Here is a 17,533-nt window from a genome sequence, read left to right as displayed (position 1 = left end):
CATAGAAGACGGGGCATAACAAACTAATTCGTCGACTATGACACACTGTTGAGTTCTCAAGAATCAGACGCACACCGGTTGTTTTGGGCCTTTCGGCTTCGCTTCCGGCGACTTTCCAAACTTTAGCGGGTTGATTTCAGCTTCGCAATTCGAAGCTTTTCTCAGCCCATCCTGCGCACGCCACATCGACTCCGATTTCCGGGGCACCTTGCGGGCGCACTCGAAGATCTTCGTTCTGTGTTGTGGAGGTGGTCGTCGGGGGCCGGCCGCCCGATCTCTCGATCTTGCTGCCCGCCGCTCCCTGGCGACCCGGTGAACCTTAGCGGGTTGTTTTCCGCTTCGCAATTCGAAGCTTCCGACTTCCCTCACCTGCGCACGCCACATGGACTCCGACTTGGGAGAGGCCCTGAGGCGCACTCGTTGGTCTTCGTTCGTGTGAGTGGAGGTGGTCGTCGGGGGCCGGCCGCCCGATCTCTCGATCTTGCTGCCCGCCGCTCCCTGGCGACTCGGAGAACATTAGGGGACCTGCGGGGGTTGTTCAAATCGAGCAGGCGTGACCCGGGACACATGTACGTTTTCGCAGGTCAGAGGCGGTTTCAGCCCTCGAGGACCGCGATCCCACGCGTGTCGGCGACCGTCCTGGCCCCTGCCAGGCGCATCGCCTCGACCGTCTCCTCGCGCAGTCGGGCGTGCAGATCGACCACGCCGCGCTCCCCGTCGACGAGGGCGAGCAGCGGCAACCGGCCCAGGAACGCCGCGTCGGCGCCGAGCGCCACGGCGGCGACGACGTCCAGCCCGGAGCGCAGGCCGCCGTCGACGTAGACCTCGGCCTCTCCCCCCACCGCGGTCAGCACCCCGTCGAGGCAGGAGACCGTGGTCGCGGCCCGGTCCAGCTGGCGCCCGCCGTGGTTGGAGACCCACACCCCGCGGGCGCCGGCCTGCACGCACCGGCGGGCGTCGTCGGGACGAAGCACTCCCTTCACCACCACCGGGAGGCCGGTCACCCCGGCGAGCCAGCCGATGTCGTGGGGCCCGAGGTCGAGCGCCTTGTCGGAGCCGGGCTGGTCGTCGTACCCGGGGTCGAAGTTGACGCGCACGATGGCGGGGTCGACCAGGTCCCAGATGTTCTCGCCGGTGCCGTACTTGGTGGCGACCACCGGGGTGTCGACGGTGAGGACGACCGCCCGGGCTCCGGCCGCGACCGCGCGCTCGAGCAGCGGCTCGGCCAGGGTGCGGTCGGCCGGCAGGTAGGCCTGGAGCCACCAGGCGACGCCGGTCGCGCCGATCTCGGCGAAGGACGTGCCCGCATTGCTGGAGACCACCATGAGGGAGCCGGCGGCGGCGGTGGCGCGCGCCATGCCCAGCTCCCCGTCAGGGTGCACGGCCCGCTGCAGCGAGCTCGGGGCGACCGCCCAGGGCACCTCGAGCCGGTGGCCGAGGAGCGTCACCGACGTGTCGACGTCGGTGACGTCGCGCAGCACGTGGGGGTGGAAGCGCACCCCGGCCCAGGCTCCGACCGCTTCGGCGGCGGACACCCCGTCACGGGCTCCCGTCAGGACGTACTCCAGGACCGGGGCGGACAGCGCCGCGCGGGCACGCTCCTCGAGAGCGCCCACCCAGCCTCCGTCCCCGGTCTGCGTCATGGCGGGTCAGCCGACCTCGACGCCCGCGAAGTTCTTCTTGCCCCGGCGCAGCACCAGCCAGGTGCCGCCGATCAGGTCGGCCGCCGTGGGCACCTGCTCGGGATCCTCCACCCGCTGGTTGTTCAGGTAGGCGCCGCCCTCGGAGACGGTCCGGCGGGCCTCGCCCTTGCTCTTGGCCAGCCCGGTCTCCACCAGGAGGTCGACCACGCTGGGCAGCTCGCCGTCGACCCTGGCCGAGCCGGCCTCGCGGAGCGCGGCTCCCAGCGTGTCGGGACTCAGCCCCATGAGGTCACCACCCCCGAACAGCGCGGCCGAGGCCGCCTTGACCTGCTCGGTCTCCTCGCGCCCGTGGACCAAGGCGGTCACCTCGTCGGCGAGCCGCTTCTGGCCCAGGCGCAGGAAGGGCTTCTCGGCGTGCTGCGCCTCGAGGTCCTCGATCTCCTCGTGGGAGAGGAACGTGAAGATGCGGAGCAGCTCCCCGATCTTCTCGTCCTCGACGTTCAGCCAGAACTGGAAGAAGGCGTAGGGCGAGAGCATCTCGGGGTCCAGCCACAGGGCGCCGCCCTCGGTCTTGCCGTACTTGCTGCCGTCGGTCTTGGTGATGAGCGGCGTGGCGAACGCGTGGGCGTGGCCCTGGTCGGCGCGGCGGATCAGCTCGACCCCGCCGGTGAGGTTGCCCCACTGGTCAGAGCCACCGAACTGCAGCGTCACGCCGTGGTCGCGGTAGAGGTTGAGGAAGTCCATCGACTGGAGCAGCACGTAGCTGAACTCGGTGTAGGAGATCCCGGACTCCAGGCGGCGCTTCACTGTCTCGCGCCCCAGCATCCGGTTGACCGGGAAGTGCTTGCCGATGTCGCGGAGGAAGTCGATGGTCGAGAGGTTCTCGGTCCAGTCGTAGTTGTTGACCATCGTCGCGGCGTTCTCGCTCTCGAAGGACAGGAACGGCTCGATCTGGCGGCGTACGCGCTCCACCCAGTCCTTGACGGTCTCGAGGGAGTTCAGCGTCCGCTCGCCGGAGTCGCGCGGGTCGCCGATCATGCCGGTCGCGCCACCCACGAGGGCGTAGGGCGTGTGGCCGGCCAGCTGGAGGCGGCGCGCGGTGACGATCTGGACGAGGTTGCCCAGGTGCAGGCTCGGCGCGGTGGGGTCGAAGCCGACGTAGAACCGGACGCTCCCCTCGGCCAGCGCAGCACGCAGGGCGTCGAGGTCCGTCGAGTGGGCGATGAGGCCGCGCCACTCGAGGTCGTCGAGGAGGGTCGGGTCGATCACGGCGGGTGCCTTCCGGAGCATCGGGTACGCAGGTGTCGGGTCCCAGCCTGCCGCATCGACCGTGCGGAGGACCAACGGGTTCGGCACGGGCCCTATCGTGGTCGGCGGCCCTGAGGAGGAAACGGACACGTGATCGCAGGCAGGTACACGCTCGACCGCGAGATCGGTCGCGGCGGCATGGGCGCGGTGTGGCTCGGGCGCGACGAGGTGCTCGGCCGGTCCGTGGCGCTCAAGCGCATCGGCATGATGCCGGGCGGCTCCAGCCCCGACCTCGAGCGCGCCGAGCGGGAGGCACGCCTCGCGGCACGCCTCAACCACCCGCACGTCGTGGCCGTCTTCGACCTCGTGAACGACGAGGACCAGCAGTGGCTGGTCATGGAGTACGTCGAGGGCGTCACCCTCGCCGAGCTGGTCCGCCGCGACGGCGCGCTCACCCCCGAGCAGGCCTCGCCCCTCATCGCCCAGGCGGCCGACGCGCTCGCCGCGGCGCACGAGGCCGGGATCGTGCACCGCGACGTCAAGCCCTCCAACATCCTCGTCACGCCGCAGGGGCAGGTGAAGCTGTCGGACTTCGGCATCGCCCGCGCCCAGGCGGACGCGTCGCTGACCCAGACCGGGCTGGTGACCGGCTCGCCGGCCTACCTCGCCCCCGAGGTCGCCTCCGGCCAGACCGCCAACGGCGCGAGCGACGTCTGGTCCCTCGGCGCCACGCTCTTCCACGCCCTGGCCGGTCACCCGCCGTACGACGTGGGCGACAACCTGATGGGCGCGCTCTACCGGATCGTGCACGAGGACCCGCCGCGGCTCGAGGGGGCGGGCTGGCTCGCGCCGCTGCTCGAGGCCACGATGACCCGGGAGCCCGCGGAGCGCTGGTCGATGGCCCAGGTGCGCGACTTCCTGGCCGCCGGCCCCGCGGGCACGGTGCTCACCCCCGTCCCGACCAACTCCGTGCCCGGGGCGGACCCCACCCGCACCCAGGTGCTGTCCGCCACCACCGCCGCACCCGCCCCCGTCGCCCCCGCGCCACCGGTGCCCGCGCGGCGCCGGCCGGCACGTGCGCTCCCGGTGCTGGTCGGGCTGGCCGTGCTCCTCGTCGCGGGCCTGGTGGCCTGGGCCGCGCTGTCCGGCGGCGACGGGGGCTCGCAGACGCAGTCGCCACCCGCCGGCGGCGGCTCCGCTTCCTCGCACACCCCGTCACCCTCGACCTCACCCAGCCCCTCGGAATCGCCGTCCTCGAGCACGGGCGCCACTCCCGACGGGATGGAGACCTTCATCCAGGACTACCTCGCCACGGTCACCTCCGACCAGAAGGCCTCGTGGGAGATGCTCACGCCCAAGTTCCAGGACGAGAGCGGCGGTTTCGGGAAGTACAAGGGGTTCTGGAAGACGATCGAGTCCGCCCGCCCGACCACCATCCAGGCCGACCCCGACACGCTCCAGGTCCGCTACGGGGTGGACTACGTCCGCAAGGACAGGTCCCGGGTGTCCGACACGGTCACCCTGCAGCTGGTCTACGACGCCGCGAACGACAGCTACCTGATCGACGGCGAGGCGTAGCCGCAGCCCCCGACTGCCGCGTCCCGCCCACTCGGGGACGCCGGGCCCCCTATCGTTGGGCGGCAGGAGGGTCTGGATGGATCTGGCACGGCTGTATCGGGACATCGTGGAGACGTCACCCGACGGAATCTGGGTCTTCGACCTCGAGGGTCGGACCGTCTATGCGAACGCCCAGATCGCCCGGATGTTCGGCGTCGACCCGGCCGCCGCGCAGCGCCTGAGCTACTTCGACACGCTCGACGAGCTGGGCCGACAGCAGTTCCGTGCCCACCTGGACGACCTGGCCGAAGGGCGCTTCAACGACGGGGACGTCGAGAGCCAGTTCGTGCGACGCGACGGCTCGGTGTTCTGGGTGCTGGTCGGCGAGAGCCCGCTCCGCGACGAGCAGGGCCGGCTGACCGGGGTGCTCCACCGGATCAGTGACTACAGCGGGCGCCGTACGACCGTCGACCGGCTGCGGGAGAGCGAGCGCCGGCTGGCCGAGGCCCAGCGCATCGCGCGGATCGGCAGCTGGGAGTGGGACGTCGAGCAGGACGAGATCACCGGGTCCGAGGAGCTCTACGAGCTCTACGGCCTCGACCCGGACGGCTTCCCCGCGGCGTACGCCGACTTCCTCGACATCGTCCACCCCGACGACCGGCGCGCCGTCCACGTCGAGGTGCAGAAGGCCGTGCGCGGCGCGGACGACTTCATGTTCGTCGCGCGGGTGGCGGGCCCCGGCGGCGTGTGGGTGTGGACCCGGGGCCGCGGGGTGTCGATCCGCGACGCCGAGGGCCGCGTCGTCGCGATGTCCGGGACCCACCAGGACATCACCGAGACCAAGATGGCCGAGCTGGCCCTCGAGGACTCGGTCAGCCAGAACACCCTGATGCAGGCGGTGGCGACCGCGGCCAACGAGGCGCGCACGCTCGAGGACGTGCTGAGCCAGGCCGGTGCGCTGGTGCTGCTGCACGACGACTGGGAGCGGGCCCGGGCCTTCGTGCCCTCCGCCGACGGGCGCGGCGTGGTCCCCCTCTACGTCTACGACGACGATCAGGACGTCGACCTCGACACGCCCGAGGTCGCCGCGATGGAGCTGGCCCTGGCCAACCGCGCCTTCCACGAGCGCTGCAGCGTGTGGGACGACGACCGGCTGACGATCGCGTTCACCGTCTCCCACCGCCACGAGGTGTGCGCCGTCGTCACCATCACGTCGGCGCCGCCGCTCTACCGCCACGCGATGATCCAGTCGATGGTCGAGCAGGTGGCCGTCCAGCTCGGGTTCGTGGCCGAGCGCGAGCGGGCCGAGCGCGCGCTCGCCGCCGCCCGTGACGGCGCGATGGAGGCCTCGCGGCAGAAGTCGGAGTTCCTGGCGACGATGAGCCACGAGATCCGTACGCCGCTCAACGGCGTCATCGGGCTCAACGACCTCCTGCTCCGCACGGATCTCGCCAGCGACCAGCTGCGGCTGGCCTCGGGGGTGCAGGTCGCGAGCCGGGCGCTGCTCTCGGTCATCAACGACGTCCTGGACTTCTCCAAGATCGAGGCCGGGAAGCTCGAGCTCGAGCGGCTCGACTTCGAGGTGCGCCCCGTCTTCGACCAGGTCGCGAGCGTGCTGGCCGAGACGGCGCGACGCAAGGGCCTGGAGCTGATGGTCTCCTGCCACCCCGACGTCCCCGAGGTGCTGGCCGGTGACCCGACCCGTCTCGCCCAGGTGCTGACCAACCTGGGCTCCAACGCCGTGAAGTTCACCGAGCAGGGCGAGGTGTTCATCCGCGCCACGGCGGACCTCCCCGTCGACGGCCGCACCGTGCTGCGCATCGAGGTGTCCGACACCGGGGTCGGCGTGGGCGACACCGACGTCGCGACGCTGTTCGACCCCTTCACCCAGGCCGACGCGTCCACGACCCGGATCTACGGCGGCACCGGCCTGGGTCTGGCGATCTCGCGCGAGATCGTCGAGGCGCTCGGCGGGACGATCGGCCTCGAGCCCAACCCCGACGGAGGCACGCTGTTCTGGTTCACGGCCGTCTTCGACGCGCCCGCGGGCGCCGCCACCGACCCCGACGACGTGTACGCCCGAAGCTGGCTGGCCGGGCGCCGGGTGCTGGTCGTCGACGACAACAGCCACAACCGGCTCATCCTGCAGGAGCAGCTCGCGTGGTGGCAGGTCCGCTCCGCGGCCGTCGACGGCGCGGACGCGGCGATGGTCGCCCTGGCAGAGGCCGTCGCGGCGGGTGACCCCTTCGACGGGGTGCTGCTCGACATGGCGATGCCGCGCCGGGACGGGCTCGACCTCGCCCTGGACCTGCGGCGCCGGCCCGAGCACGACGATCTCGTGCTGTTCATGCTCACCTCGGCCCCGGTCCCCGGGGGCGCACGGTTCGAGGCAGCACGGATTGCCGACTGTCTGAGCAAGCCGGTCCTCTCCGGCAGCCTCCGGACCGCACTGCTCGCGCACCTGGCGGGGGTGGGCCCGCGCCCGAGCGTGCCGGTCGCCGAGGTCGAGGACTCCGCCAAGCGACACCGGGTGCTGGTGGTCGAGGACAACCCGGTCAACCAGATGGTCGCCGTGGGCCTGCTCGAGGCGCTGGGCTACCACGCCACCACGGCGGACGACGGGCTGTCGGCGATCGACGTACTGCTCGAGGAGTCGTTCGACATCGTCCTGATGGACGTGCAGATGCCGCGGATGGACGGCTATGCCGCGACCCGTGCAATCCGGGAGCGTCAGGACGGCGGGCCACGGATCCCCGTCGTCGCGATGACCGCGGCGGCCGTCGAGGGCGAGCGGGACCGCTGCCTGGCCGCGGGCATGGACGACTTCCTCACCAAGCCGGTGGACCCCTCCGCGCTCGCCGCGGTGCTGCAACGATGGATCGACACCACCCCGGACGACGAGATGTCCCCGGACCGACAGAGGGAGACAGAAGTGCCGGACCGCGCCCCCATCGAGGGCCTGGACGAATCGCGGCTCGACGAGCTGCGGGAGCTGGACCCCAGCATGGGCTACCTGAACCGGGCGATCGGCAACTTCGTGGGCAACACCCCCGAGACGCACCGCACCATCCGCGCGGCCCACGACGCCGGCGACGCCGCATCGCTCAAGGCCGTGGTCCACAAGCTCGCCGGAGGCGCGCTCAACCTCGGGGTGACCGCGGCCGGCCGGACCGCCCAGGAGATCGAGCTGCTCACCGACGAGGGCTCGGTCGAGGGCACCGCCGACCTGATCGACCGGCTCGGCGAGGAGCTCGAGCGCGGCCGGGACGCGCTGCAGGCCTATCAGGCAGCGCACCCCCCGACCGACGACTGAGCGCCGCGTGACCCCCGTCACCGCAGGGAGTGATCCCCTCGGGAACGGGTAATGAACCGGACATGAGGAACTTGATCGGCATCCTGCTCGTCGTCTGGCTCGTGATCGGCGCCGCGGCGGCCTTCCAGCGCGGCTACTTCGGCAGCGACCGCGACGTCAGCTGCAAGAGCACCGGCGACACCGTCCTGACCATCGTGGCCGGCCCGCTGAACTACGTCGGCGCCAACCCCAAGGTCGACTGCAACGTGAAGGCCCCCCAGCCCTCGAAGTGACGCCGTCCACGAGCTCCGAATGGTCGGCGACGTTCGGCTGAACTCCGCCGGGCCGCCACAGGCCCGCAACCCCAAAATCGGGTAAGCCTCGACCGTGAAACCCCTGCCAACATGGGAGTTTCCCGGCGAGAGGTGGATCCGGCATGCGACGGACAGGCGGCCCCCTGCGGCCACGCACGGCCGACCGTCTCGGGATCGTGGGGCTCACCATCGCGGCGCTCGCCTGCGCCGGCGCGATCGTGGGCCTCCAGACCGCCGAGGGCGCCACCGGCGAGGACCCGCCGGACATGCAGACGATCATCCCGCTCAACTCGTTCAGCATCGTCAACGGCACGAACGGGCTGGAGTTCCGCTACACGCACCACACGTACAACGCGGGACCCGGGCCACTGCAGATCCAACCGCAGTACAACCCGGCGTCCGGGCTCTACGACGGGCGCCAGCAGACCTACGTCTACAACAACGGCTGGCAGCTGGCGAGCACCCGGAAGCTGCCCGACACGTTCTTCTTCCACGCCGAGCACGGGCACTTCCACTTCCCGCTCGCGTCCTTCGGCCTCTACGCCGTCGCGCCCGACGGCGGCCCGGGGGCGCCGATCGTGGTCTCGCCGAAGAACGGCTTCTGCATCGCCGACTCGTTCATCCTCGACTCCTCCCTCCCGCACGCGGGCCAGACGGCGGTGCAGCCGGGCAGCTGCGCGGATCCGAACAGCATGCGCGGCATGAGCGTGGGAGCCGTGGACGAGTACGACTACCGCGACCCCGGTCAGTCCATCCCGTTCACCGGTGTCCCCGACGGGACCTACTGGTTCCGCGGCATGACCGACCCCAACAACGACATCGCCGAGCTCAACGAGGCGAACAACGAGACCGACGTCCTCGTGACCGTCTCCACCCAGGGCACCAACCGTGTGGTGACCGCGGGCGAGGTGCGGCACCCCGACACGACGCCACCACCGATCACCCTGTCCGCGCCGTCGGACGGATCCAGCGTCTCCGGCACCGTCAACCTGCAAGCCGATGCGGCTGCCGGGATGACCGTGCAGTACCTCGTGGACGGCACCGTCGTGGGCACCTCGGCCGCCACGGCACCGCCGTACACCCTCAGCTGGAACTCGGGATCGGTCCTCGACGGCGAGCACTGGATCGCGGCCCGGACCACCGATGCGCTCGGGCGCACGAACACGACGGCCGCGGCCGCCGTGCAGGTCGGCTCCGGCGGCTCCTCGTCCTCGTCCGCCTCATCCACGTCCACGAGCTCGATCACCCCGGCCCCCGGCCCGTTGGCGGTCGTCGGCCAGGCCAGCCTGGACTCCTCGTCGACCGGTGGCCCGACCCTGAGCAATGTCCCGGCGGGCGCGATGCTGCTCGCGTTCGTCTCGGCCGACGGCCCGCAGGCCGCCAACGCGCAGTCGAGCACGGTCACGGGCAGCGGCCTCAGTTGGAGCCTGGTGAGGAGGAGCAACGCCGCCTTCGGCACTGCCGAGGTCTGGCGGGCCTTCACGGCGTCGGCCATGCCGACCGTGCAGGCGACGGTGTCACTCACCCGACCGGGCTTCCGGCAGTCCGTCGAGCTCGTCGCCTTCACCGGCGCCCAGGGCGTCGGGACCGTGGGTGGCGCGTCCGCCAGCACGGGCGCGCCCGCGACGACGCTGACGACGACGACCGCAGGCGGCTGGGTCTGGGGCGTCGGGAACGACTGGGACGGTGCCGTCGCCCGCACGCCACGCAGCGGGCAGGTCATCTCCCACCAGCTCGTCGACCAGCAGATCGGTGACACGTTCTGGATGCAGAACCTCAGCGCCGCGACGCCCGCCGCCGGCACCGCCGTGACGTTCGGCGAGACCGCGCCGACCAACCACCAGTGGAACCTCGCGGCCCTCGAGGTCGTGCCCGCCGGGGTGTCCTCGACCTCCTCGACCTCCTCAACGTCGTCGACGTCCTCCACCTCGACGACCTCCTCCACGTCGTCGACGTCGTCCACGTCGTCCACGTCGTCCACGACTCCCCCCGCAGACACCCAGGTCCCGACGATCTCGATCACCGACCCGCAGAACGGCGCCACCGTGGGCGGCATCATGCAGATCGGCGCGGTCGCCGCGGACAACGTGGGCGTCACCTCGGTCCAGTTCAAGCTGGACGGCGCGAACCTCGGAGCGCCCGTGACAGCGCCGCCGTTCGCGACGACGTGGGACACCCGCACCGCGACGGCCGGGACCCACTCGCTGACGGCCGAGGCGCGGGACGCCGCGGGCAACGTCGGCACGACGGCCACGCCGGTCGTCGTCACCGTCGACAACTCCGCCGCTCCCCCCGCCGTGATCTCGGTCGACCGGTCGGTCGTGATCAAGGCGCGCGGGAAGCTGACCTCGCCCACGCTGTCGACGACGGTGGCCGGCGAGACGGTGCTGGCGTTCGTCGCGTACGACGGCCCGACGACGGCCGGCTCGCAACGGAGCACGGTGACCGGAGGCGGCCTCACGTGGAGCCTGGTCAAGCGGACCAACGCCCAGCTCGGGGTCACCGAGATCTGGAGCGCGAAGGCCACCGGCCTCCTCAGCAACGCCCGGATCGTGGCCACGCCGATCGTCAACGGCTTCGACGGGATGCTCGACGTGGTGGCGTTCAAGAACGCCAACGGCACCGGAGTGGCGGCCTCGTCGGCCGCGCCGTCCGGCGCACCCGACGTCTACCTGCCGGGCGTCGCCACCGGCTCCTGGGTGTGGGCGGTCGGCAACGACTGGGACGGCGCGACCGCCAGGACCCCGGTCAGCGGCCAGGTCCTGCACAACCAGTGGATCGACACGTCCGTGGGCGACACGTTCTGGGTGCAGATGATGGCCGGCCCCAACACCGGACCGCCGGGACTCGTCACCATCCACGACAACGCCCCCACCAACCACCAGTGGAACTACACGGCCGTGGAGGTCAAGGCCGCACCGGCCGGCTGATCAGGGACGGACCTGCACCACGTCGAAGTCGGTGCCCGCAGGAGCACCGGGGCCGAACGGCGGCGGGAACCCGAGGTCGAAGCGGCCGTTGACGAGAGCGAGCGTGCTCCCGTGGCGAGCGACCGTCGTCGGGACCCGGAAGAGGTCGGAGTGGATCACCTGGGTCACCCGGCCGCTGGTGAGGTCGGGCGACAGCCGCACCCGCGCCACGGCGTTGGCGAAGTTCTCCACCACCCAGGCGGTGCGTCCCTCGACCTGGAGGCCGTCGAGCGTGCCGGGGACGAGGGGAATGCCGGAGAGCGTGACCTGCGTGCTGGCCCCGGTGGCGGGGTCGACGAGCGCGAGGATCCCGAGGTCGGTGTGGTTGACCATGAGCAGGCCGGTGTCGGTGCTGTCGATCCCGTTCAGGCCGAACCCGGACGTCACCGCACCGGCGGGGCCGGTCACGGTGATCGGCTCAGTCGTCCCGAAGGTGCCGTCGGCACGGATCGGGACCCGGTAGATCCGGGGTGCGAAGGTCTCGGTGAAGTAGAGCGCGTCGGGCGTGATCGCGACGTCGTTGCTGAACGTGGAACCGGCGGGGCCCAGGACGAGGTCGGCCACGGTCGACCCGTCGGCGGTTGAGTAGACGTAGGCGTGCCCCGTCCCGCCGCCCGCGACGACCAGCCAGCCACGGGAGCGGTCGACCCGCATCCCGACCGCCGCCTTGCCGGTGTTGTCGACGAAGCGGGCCCCGGCGCCGGTGCGCAGGTCACCGCGGTAGATGTCGCCGTCGCGGAGCGAGCCGACGTAGAAGGTGTTGCCGGCGCCGACCGCGATGCCCTCGGGCTGGAAGTCCACGGGCAGCGGGACGGAGTCGGGCCTCGGAACGGCCGCGGCGGGGACGGCCAGGACGGGGACGACGGCGAGGGCGAGGAGGGCGGTGAGTGTGCGCATGGCGGGCTCCGGAGGCGGGGTTCTCCCGGCCCACACTGCTCCGCGGGCCGCCCGGTTGCATCCCTCAAACGGGCTACCGACCGGTCTTGCGCCTCCGCAGCCCCGCGGCCCGCAGCCGGGCCACGAGCTCGCGCGAGGCCACCGGCTCGGCGCCGGCCGCCACGACCCGGTCGTACCACTCGGCCGGCACGTCGTAGTGGTCGCGGTCGAAGCCCCGCTCGGGGATCCCCAGGGCGCGGGCGAAGACGTGCAGCTCGTCGTAGGAGGTGTCCGAGGCGAGGTGCGACCACAGCCGGCCGTGGCCCGAGGCGTTGGGCGGGTCGATCAGGATCATCCAGCGACGGTACGCGTCATCGTGTGGTCGAGCAGCAGCCGCCACGACCGGAGCAGCCCCGCGTCCACGTAGCTCTTGTACGACGCCCCGGGGCGGACCTGGCGGCCGAGGTGGAACTGGGTCACGCCCGCCTGCACCAGCCACGGCACGTGCTCGGCGAGCAGCCCGGTGCCGGGCATCAGCAGCCGGGCGACCTCCGGCGCGGACTGGGCGGTGGCGAGGAGGTCGTCGTACCCGACGGCCATGCCCTGCGGCGAGCCGGCCGAGCGGGCCGCGACCAGACCGGGCAGGCCGACCAGCTGGCGCCAGGCGCGGGCCGGTTCGAGGGTCGCGTCGAAGGCGTCGTGGAACGTCCAGGGCACGCCGGGCAGCGAGTCGGCCAGGTGCCGGCAGACCTCGGTGTCGACCAGGAGGTCGCTGTCGAGGAAGCCGAAGGACACCCCGGCCGCGCCGCAGCGGAGGTAGTCCTCGGCCAGCCCGACCAGCCGCGTGAGCTCCCCGCCGGTGGTGGTCCACGAGTCGTTGAGCCGCAGCAGGACGAAGACGGGCAGGTCGGTCTCGCGGCAGACCGACGAGACGAGCGCGGGCTCGGGGGACAGCCCGTGGGTGCCATCACCGGCGCCGACCAGGTGCAGGCGGTCGGCGCGGCCCTCCTCGGCCCCCGGCACGTCGCGCGGTCCGAGCACCGTCACCTCGAGCAGCGCGTCGCTCATGCCTCGACTGTAGGTCCGCGGGTCGCCCGCCCGTCGGAGGCGCGTCGGAGGCGCCGGGGGACGCTCCCTTGCCCGCGAGGCATGATGGAGGACGTGGACGACACCCTGCTCTTCGAGGCCCGAGCCCGCGTCCTGGCCGACCTGCAGGCCCGCCACCAGGCCACCGCCGAGGCCGTGTCGCTGCTCGAGGACGCCTGCGCGGACCGGAGGTGGTGGGCCGAGCAGTGGCCGGCCGGCGAGGCGTACGTCGCCGGGCTGGTCGCCCAGGACGTGCAGGACGCACTGCTCGATTCGATCGGTCGCTGGCCGCTGTGCCTGACCTGTGACGCGGACGAGCCGGTGCACGCGCTGCACATCCAGCCGGACCTCGGCGGTCCCGACCCGGTGTGGGTCTGCGAGCAGTCGGACCAGGCGGTCGCCCCGCTGGGTGGGCTCTAGGCTCCTAGCCCTCTTGGCCGAGCTGGACCCAGAGGGTGAACCGGTCGGCGCGGTAGACCGAGCGGGAGACCTCGACGACCTTCTCGCCCACGAGCGCGCGGCGCGAGTGGCGCAGCACGGGGGCGCCGGCCTCGACCTCGAGGTGGCGAGCCTCCTCCTCGTTGGCGACGTCGGCGTTGATGGAGTCCTCGGCCCAGGTCGGGCGCAGGCCGCGCTGGCCCAGGGCGTCGTACAGGCTGGTGGGCATCCCGCTCTGCAGGAAGCCGGGGATCAGCACCTCGTTGAGGTAGGCGTCCTCGATGCACATGGGCACGCCGTCGGCGCGGCGCAGCCGCTTCCAGTGGATGACCGCGTCGCCCTCGGTGAGGGCGAGCGCGCGGGCCACGCCGGGGCCGGCCTGCTCGCGGCGGGCGAGGAGGGTCTGCGACTCGGCGAGCATGCCGCGGCGCGCCATCTCCTCGGTGAAGCAGGTCAGCCGGCTCGCCGCGCGGCGCGGGCGGGCCACGAACGTGCCGCGACCGGGGATGCGCTCGAGCAACCCCTCCACGACGAGTGCGTCCATCGCCTGACGCACGGTCATGCGCGCGACGCCGAAGCGGTGCACGAGCTCGCGCTCCGACGGCGCCGGGCTGCCAGGGGCTGCTCCGGAGACGAGGGACCGGACGTACTCCCGCACCTGGACGTGCTTCAGCGCTCTGCCCTCGGACACCAGCACTTCCTCCACGTAGGGAAGCGTAAGCGGATATCACACCCCCCGTCCCGGGTTCCAGGGAGGTGAGGGCCAGATCTCATTCCGTGGCTCACTCCGTGGCGATCGCGCGCAGGATGTCGAGGCGGGCCGCGCGCCGCGCCGGGAACACCGCCGCGAGCACCCCGATCAGGAGTGCGAGCACGAGGAAGACGGCCAGCTGGGAGGTCGGCACGCTGATGACCTCCAGCCCCTGGTCGCGCAGCGCGTACATCAGCGCGACGCCGAACCCGATCCCCAGGACGACGCCCAGCAACGCCCCGAGCACGGCGATCACCACCGACTCCAGCGTGATCATCCAGCGCAGCTGCGCGCGGCTCAGCCCGATGGCGCGCAGCAGTCCCACCTCGCGGGTCCGCTCGATCACCGACAGGGCGAGGGTGTTGACGATGCCGAGGACCGCGATGACCAGCGCGAGGCCGAGCAGTGCATAGATCAGCTTCACGAACTGGTCGATGGGCGCCCGCTGCTCCTGGGCGAACTCCGCCTCGTTCTTGACGGTCACGATGGGCAGGTCCGCCACCACCTGCTCGAGGTCGTGCTGGACGCCGACCTGGTCGCGGGCGAAGACCACCAGGGCGTTGTCCTGGTCGGGGAAGCCGGCGTCGGTCAGCGTCTTCAGCGTGGTCAGGATCGGGGTGAAGACCAGCGGGTTGTCCTCGAAGGTGCCGACCACCCCGTAGGTCTGCTTGCCGGTCGGCATCTGGAGGGTGACCGAGTCACCGATGCCGAGGTCGTGGTCGGCGGCCCACTTCTTCGCCAGCAGGACCGTCCCGTCGCGGAGGTCGGCCGTCGAGCCGGTCGGCGTCCGCAGGTTGAGCCCGTCGATCTCGGCGGGGTCGGTGGCGGCCATCCCCTGCCGGTCGCCGTCGCGCTTCACGAACGCGTAGCGCTCGCGCACGATCCGCTCCACGCCGTCCACCTTGGCCATCCGGTTGGCGATGCTCGGGGAGAACGGCCCGCCGAAGACGTTGCTGACCACGAAGTCGCCGATGAAGTTGTCCGCCACCGACTTGTCGATGCTCGACTTGGCCGAGTCGCCGACGATCGCCATCGTGCAGGCCAGGGTCAGCCCGATCATCAGGGCCGAGGCCGTCGCGGTGGTGCGGCGCGGGTTGCGGAGTGCGTTCTGACCGGCCAGCCGGCCGACCGACCCGAAGAGGGCGCCGTACGTCGCGCGGGTGAGGGCCAGGAACGGCTGGCTGATCACGGGGCTGGCCGAGGAGACGCCGAGCAGGATCGCGAGCACGCCGCCGCCGACGAGGTAGCCGCCGTGCGGGGCGTCGCTGAACAGCCCGAGGTAGAGCAGGCCGAGCCCGAGCACGGTGAGGACGGCGCCGAGCAGCAGCCGCCGGTGCAGCGCCGACTCGGGGAGGGCGACATCGTCGCGGAGCGCCTGGACGGGCGCGATCCGGCTGGTCCGGCGGGCCGGCAGCCAGGCGGCCGCCATCGTGACGAGCACGCCGACGGCGTACGCCGCCACGACCGTGCGCGGCGCGAAGATGAGCGGCTGGCCGGACAGGTCGAGGCCGTAGCGGGCGAAGAAGGCCCGGATCCCCATCGCGAGGAGGACGCCGAGTCCCAGGCCGAGGGTCGAGCCGACCGCGCCGAGCACGAACGCCTCGAGCTGGACCGACCAGGTGACCTGGCGCTTGGACGCCCCGAGCGCGCGGAGCAGGGCCAGCTCACGGCTGCGCTGCGCGACCAGCATCGAGAAGGTGTTGACGATGAGGAACGCCCCGACCACCAGCGCGATCCCGGCGAAGATCAGCAGGAAGGTCGTCAGGAACGAGATCGCGTCGAGCAGCTGGGAGGCGGCCTCGTCGGCGGCCTTGTCGCCGGTCACCGCCTCCACGGTTGCGGGCAGCACCGTGGCGACCTGGTCGCGGAGCTCGGCCTGCGAGACCCCCGCCCTGGCGGTGACCCAGACGTCGGTGAAGGCGTCCTTGCCCCCGAGGAAGAGGCGCTGGGCCGTCGCGGTGTCGAAGATCGCCAGCGTCGCGCCGTTGAGCGAGCCCCCGTGCTCGAAGTCCGCGATGCCGACGAGCCGCGGGGTGAGGGAGGCCCGGTTGGCGGCGGTGACGAGGTGGACCCGCTCCCCCACGAAGTAGTCGGCCTTGGCGGCGGTCCGGGCGTCGAGGACGACCTCGTCGGACCCGTGCGGCTCGTGGCCGACGGTGATGGAGAGGCCCTCGAGACCGTGGCCGGCCGGCGCCGTGGTCCAGTTGGCGCCGATGGCGGGCGGTCCGAAGCCGCCGACCACCTTGTTCTTCTTGTCCACCACGAAGACGCCGAAGGCGTTGACGTTGCCGTCGACCCGCGCGGCCCCGGGCAGGGTGCGGAGCTCGTCGAGGAGAGCCGCCGGCACCGTGCGCGTCGACGGGGTGCCGTCGACGGTCTGCCCACCGACCGGGCGGACCACGACGTCCCCGACGGTCGAGGCGAACAGGGCGGTGAAGCTGCGCGACAGCGTGTCGGAGAAGACCAGCGAGCCCGCGACGAAGGCGACCCCGAGCACGATCGCGAACGTGCTCATCAGCAGCCGCAGCTTGCGGCCGAGCAGGCTCTTGAGGGCGGCCCGGACCATCAGGCGCCCGCCTCGGCCATCCGGGTCATGATCTCCAGGACCTGGTCGCGGCTCGGGTCGCGGATCTCGTCGACCACCCGGCCGTCGGCCAGGAAGACCACGCGGTCGGTCCAGGCAGCGGCGACGGGGTCGTGGGTGACCATCACGATCGTCTGGCCGTGCTCGGTCGCGCTCTTGCGGAGCAGCTCGAGCACCTCGGCGCCGGAGCGCGAGTCGAGGTTGCCGGTGGGCTCGTCGGCGAAGACGATCCGGGGGCGGCTGACCAGCGCGCGGGCGACCGCGACCCGTTGCTGCTGGCCGCCGGACAGCTCGTTGGGCTTGTGCGACAGCCGGTCCCCCAGGTTGACCGTGGCCACGACGGCGTCGTACCACTCCCGGTCGGGCTTGCGGCCCGCGATGGCCAGCGGGAGCAGGATGTTCTCCTCCGCGGTCAGGGTCGGCACGAGGTTGTAGGACTGGAAGACGAAGCCGATCTCGTCGCGCCGCAGCCGGGTAAGCGCCTTGTCCTTCAGCGTCGTCAGGTCCTGCTCACCGATGAAGACGCTGCCGGAGTCGCCGGTGTCCAGCGCCGCGCAGCAGTGCATCAAGGTCGACTTCCCCGACCCGCTCGGGCCCATCACCGCCGTGAACTCGCCCTCCTCGAGATCGAGACTCACGTCGTCGAGGGCGGTCACCAGGGCCGGCCCGCTGCCGTAGGTCTTCGTCAGGTTGCGCACGCGGGCGGCCGCTGTCATGGGTCAACGATCCCGCAGCGGGCCAAGTCCCACCACCGGGATGGCCCCGTGAACTCAAC

The 17,533-nt window shown here is 71.8% G+C and carries 13 protein-coding genes; 5 read left to right on the top strand and 8 right to left on the bottom strand.

What is annotated here, in order from left to right; genetic code table 11:
* Window positions 1–596: 596 nt before the first annotated feature.
* Together FB382_RS01440 and tyrS are read right to left on the bottom strand one after the other, a co-directional pair.
* On the bottom strand, window positions 597–1,643 hold the full coding sequence (locus FB382_RS01440) for an alpha-hydroxy acid oxidase (protein ID WP_182536191.1): 1,047 nt from the start codon (window positions 1,641–1,643) through the stop codon (window positions 597–599).
* Window positions 1,644–1,649: 6 nt separating this feature from the next.
* Window positions 1,650–2,933: a tyrosine--tRNA ligase gene (gene tyrS / locus FB382_RS01435; RefSeq protein WP_182541298.1), complete on the bottom strand. Its 1,284-nt coding sequence runs from the start codon at window positions 2,931–2,933 to the stop codon at window positions 1,650–1,652.
* Window positions 2,934–3,041: 108 nt separating this feature from the next.
* On the opposite strand from tyrS, the gene FB382_RS01430 reads away from it, so the two are divergent.
* The 4 genes from FB382_RS01430 (at window position 3,042) to FB382_RS01415 (ending at window position 10,984) form a co-directional block, all read left to right on the top strand.
* Entirely contained in the window at window positions 3,042–4,469 is a 1,428-nt protein-coding gene (locus FB382_RS01430; protein ID WP_182536189.1) for a protein kinase domain-containing protein, read from the top strand.
* Window positions 4,470–4,545: 76 nt separating this feature from the next.
* Entirely contained in the window at window positions 4,546–7,761 is a 3,216-nt protein-coding gene (locus tag FB382_RS01425; RefSeq protein ID WP_182536187.1) for a response regulator, read from the top strand.
* A 62-nt stretch (window positions 7,762–7,823) separates the two neighbouring features.
* Window positions 7,824–8,033 (top strand): hypothetical protein, encoded by a 210-nt coding sequence (locus FB382_RS01420; RefSeq protein ID WP_182536185.1) that lies wholly within the window; start codon window positions 7,824–7,826, stop codon window positions 8,031–8,033.
* Between the two features lie 143 nt (window positions 8,034–8,176).
* Window positions 8,177–10,984, top strand: coding sequence for an Ig-like domain-containing protein (locus tag FB382_RS01415; protein ID WP_182536183.1), 2,808 nt, complete (start codon window positions 8,177–8,179; stop codon window positions 10,982–10,984).
* Here FB382_RS01415 and FB382_RS01410 read toward each other — a convergent pair whose 3' ends face one another.
* The 3 genes from FB382_RS01410 to FB382_RS01400 all read right to left on the bottom strand — a co-directional run bounded on the left by FB382_RS01410 (window position 10,985) and on the right by FB382_RS01400 (window position 12,967).
* Window positions 10,985–11,920, bottom strand: a complete 936-nt coding sequence (locus tag FB382_RS01410) for an SMP-30/gluconolactonase/LRE family protein (protein ID WP_182536181.1) — start codon at window positions 11,918–11,920, stop codon at window positions 10,985–10,987.
* 73 nt (window positions 11,921–11,993) lie between these two features.
* Window positions 11,994–12,254, bottom strand: coding sequence for a DUF4031 domain-containing protein (locus tag FB382_RS01405; protein ID WP_125037594.1), 261 nt, complete (start codon window positions 12,252–12,254; stop codon window positions 11,994–11,996).
* A complete protein-coding gene (locus FB382_RS01400) occupies window positions 12,251–12,967 on the bottom strand; it encodes a copper homeostasis protein CutC (protein WP_182536179.1) in 717 nt (238 codons plus the stop codon). The genes FB382_RS01405 and FB382_RS01400 overlap by 4 nt, the downstream gene beginning before the upstream one ends.
* Before the next feature lie 93 nt (window positions 12,968–13,060).
* On the opposite strand from FB382_RS01400, the gene FB382_RS01395 reads away from it, so the two are divergent.
* Window positions 13,061–13,405, top strand: coding sequence for a hypothetical protein (locus tag FB382_RS01395; protein WP_425490042.1), 345 nt, complete (start codon window positions 13,061–13,063; stop codon window positions 13,403–13,405).
* Between the two features lie 4 nt (window positions 13,406–13,409).
* Here the strand turns inward: FB382_RS01395 and FB382_RS01390 are convergent, their stop codons facing one another.
* From FB382_RS01390 to FB382_RS01380, 3 genes are all read right to left on the bottom strand, one after another.
* Window positions 13,410–14,129, bottom strand: a complete 720-nt coding sequence (locus FB382_RS01390; protein ID WP_182536175.1) for a UTRA domain-containing protein — start codon at window positions 14,127–14,129, stop codon at window positions 13,410–13,412.
* A 76-nt stretch (window positions 14,130–14,205) separates the two neighbouring features.
* Window positions 14,206–16,740: an ABC transporter permease gene (locus tag FB382_RS01385; RefSeq protein WP_182536172.1), complete on the bottom strand. Its 2,535-nt coding sequence runs from the start codon at window positions 16,738–16,740 to the stop codon at window positions 14,206–14,208.
* On the bottom strand, window positions 16,740–17,474 hold the full coding sequence (locus FB382_RS01380; RefSeq protein WP_182536170.1) for an ABC transporter ATP-binding protein: 735 nt from the start codon (window positions 17,472–17,474) through the stop codon (window positions 16,740–16,742). Before FB382_RS01380 ends, FB382_RS01385 begins: the two co-directional genes overlap by 1 nt.
* Between the last annotated feature and the right edge of the window lie 59 nt (window positions 17,475–17,533).

It is taken from the genome of Nocardioides ginsengisegetis, from assembly GCF_014138045.1.
In the GTDB taxonomy this organism is placed as follows: domain Bacteria; phylum Actinomycetota; class Actinomycetes; order Propionibacteriales; family Nocardioidaceae; genus Nocardioides; species Nocardioides ginsengisegetis.
This window is presented reverse-complemented; position numbering and strand designations above follow the sequence as displayed.

Coding starts and splice junctions, on each gene's coding strand:
- FB382_RS01440 (WP_182536191.1), bottom strand. CDS start 1,643: ATGACGCAGACCGGGGACGGAGGCTGGGTGGGCGCTCTCGAGGAGCGT.
- tyrS (WP_182541298.1), bottom strand. CDS start 2,933: ATGCTCCGGAAGGCACCCGCCGTGATCGACCCGACCCTCCTCGACGAC.
- FB382_RS01425 (WP_182536187.1), top strand. CDS start 4,546: ATGGATCTGGCACGGCTGTATCGGGACATCGTGGAGACGTCACCCGAC.
- FB382_RS01420 (WP_182536185.1), top strand. CDS start 7,824: ATGAGGAACTTGATCGGCATCCTGCTCGTCGTCTGGCTCGTGATCGGC.
- FB382_RS01415 (WP_182536183.1), top strand. CDS start 8,177: ATGCGACGGACAGGCGGCCCCCTGCGGCCACGCACGGCCGACCGTCTC.
- FB382_RS01410 (WP_182536181.1), bottom strand. CDS start 11,920: ATGCGCACACTCACCGCCCTCCTCGCCCTCGCCGTCGTCCCCGTCCTG.
- FB382_RS01405 (WP_125037594.1), bottom strand. CDS start 12,254: ATGATCCTGATCGACCCGCCCAACGCCTCGGGCCACGGCCGGCTGTGG.
- FB382_RS01400 (WP_182536179.1), bottom strand. CDS start 12,967: ATGAGCGACGCGCTGCTCGAGGTGACGGTGCTCGGACCGCGCGACGTG.
- FB382_RS01385 (WP_182536172.1), bottom strand. CDS start 16,740: ATGGTCCGGGCCGCCCTCAAGAGCCTGCTCGGCCGCAAGCTGCGGCTG.
- FB382_RS01380 (WP_182536170.1), bottom strand. CDS start 17,474: ATGACAGCGGCCGCCCGCGTGCGCAACCTGACGAAGACCTACGGCAGC.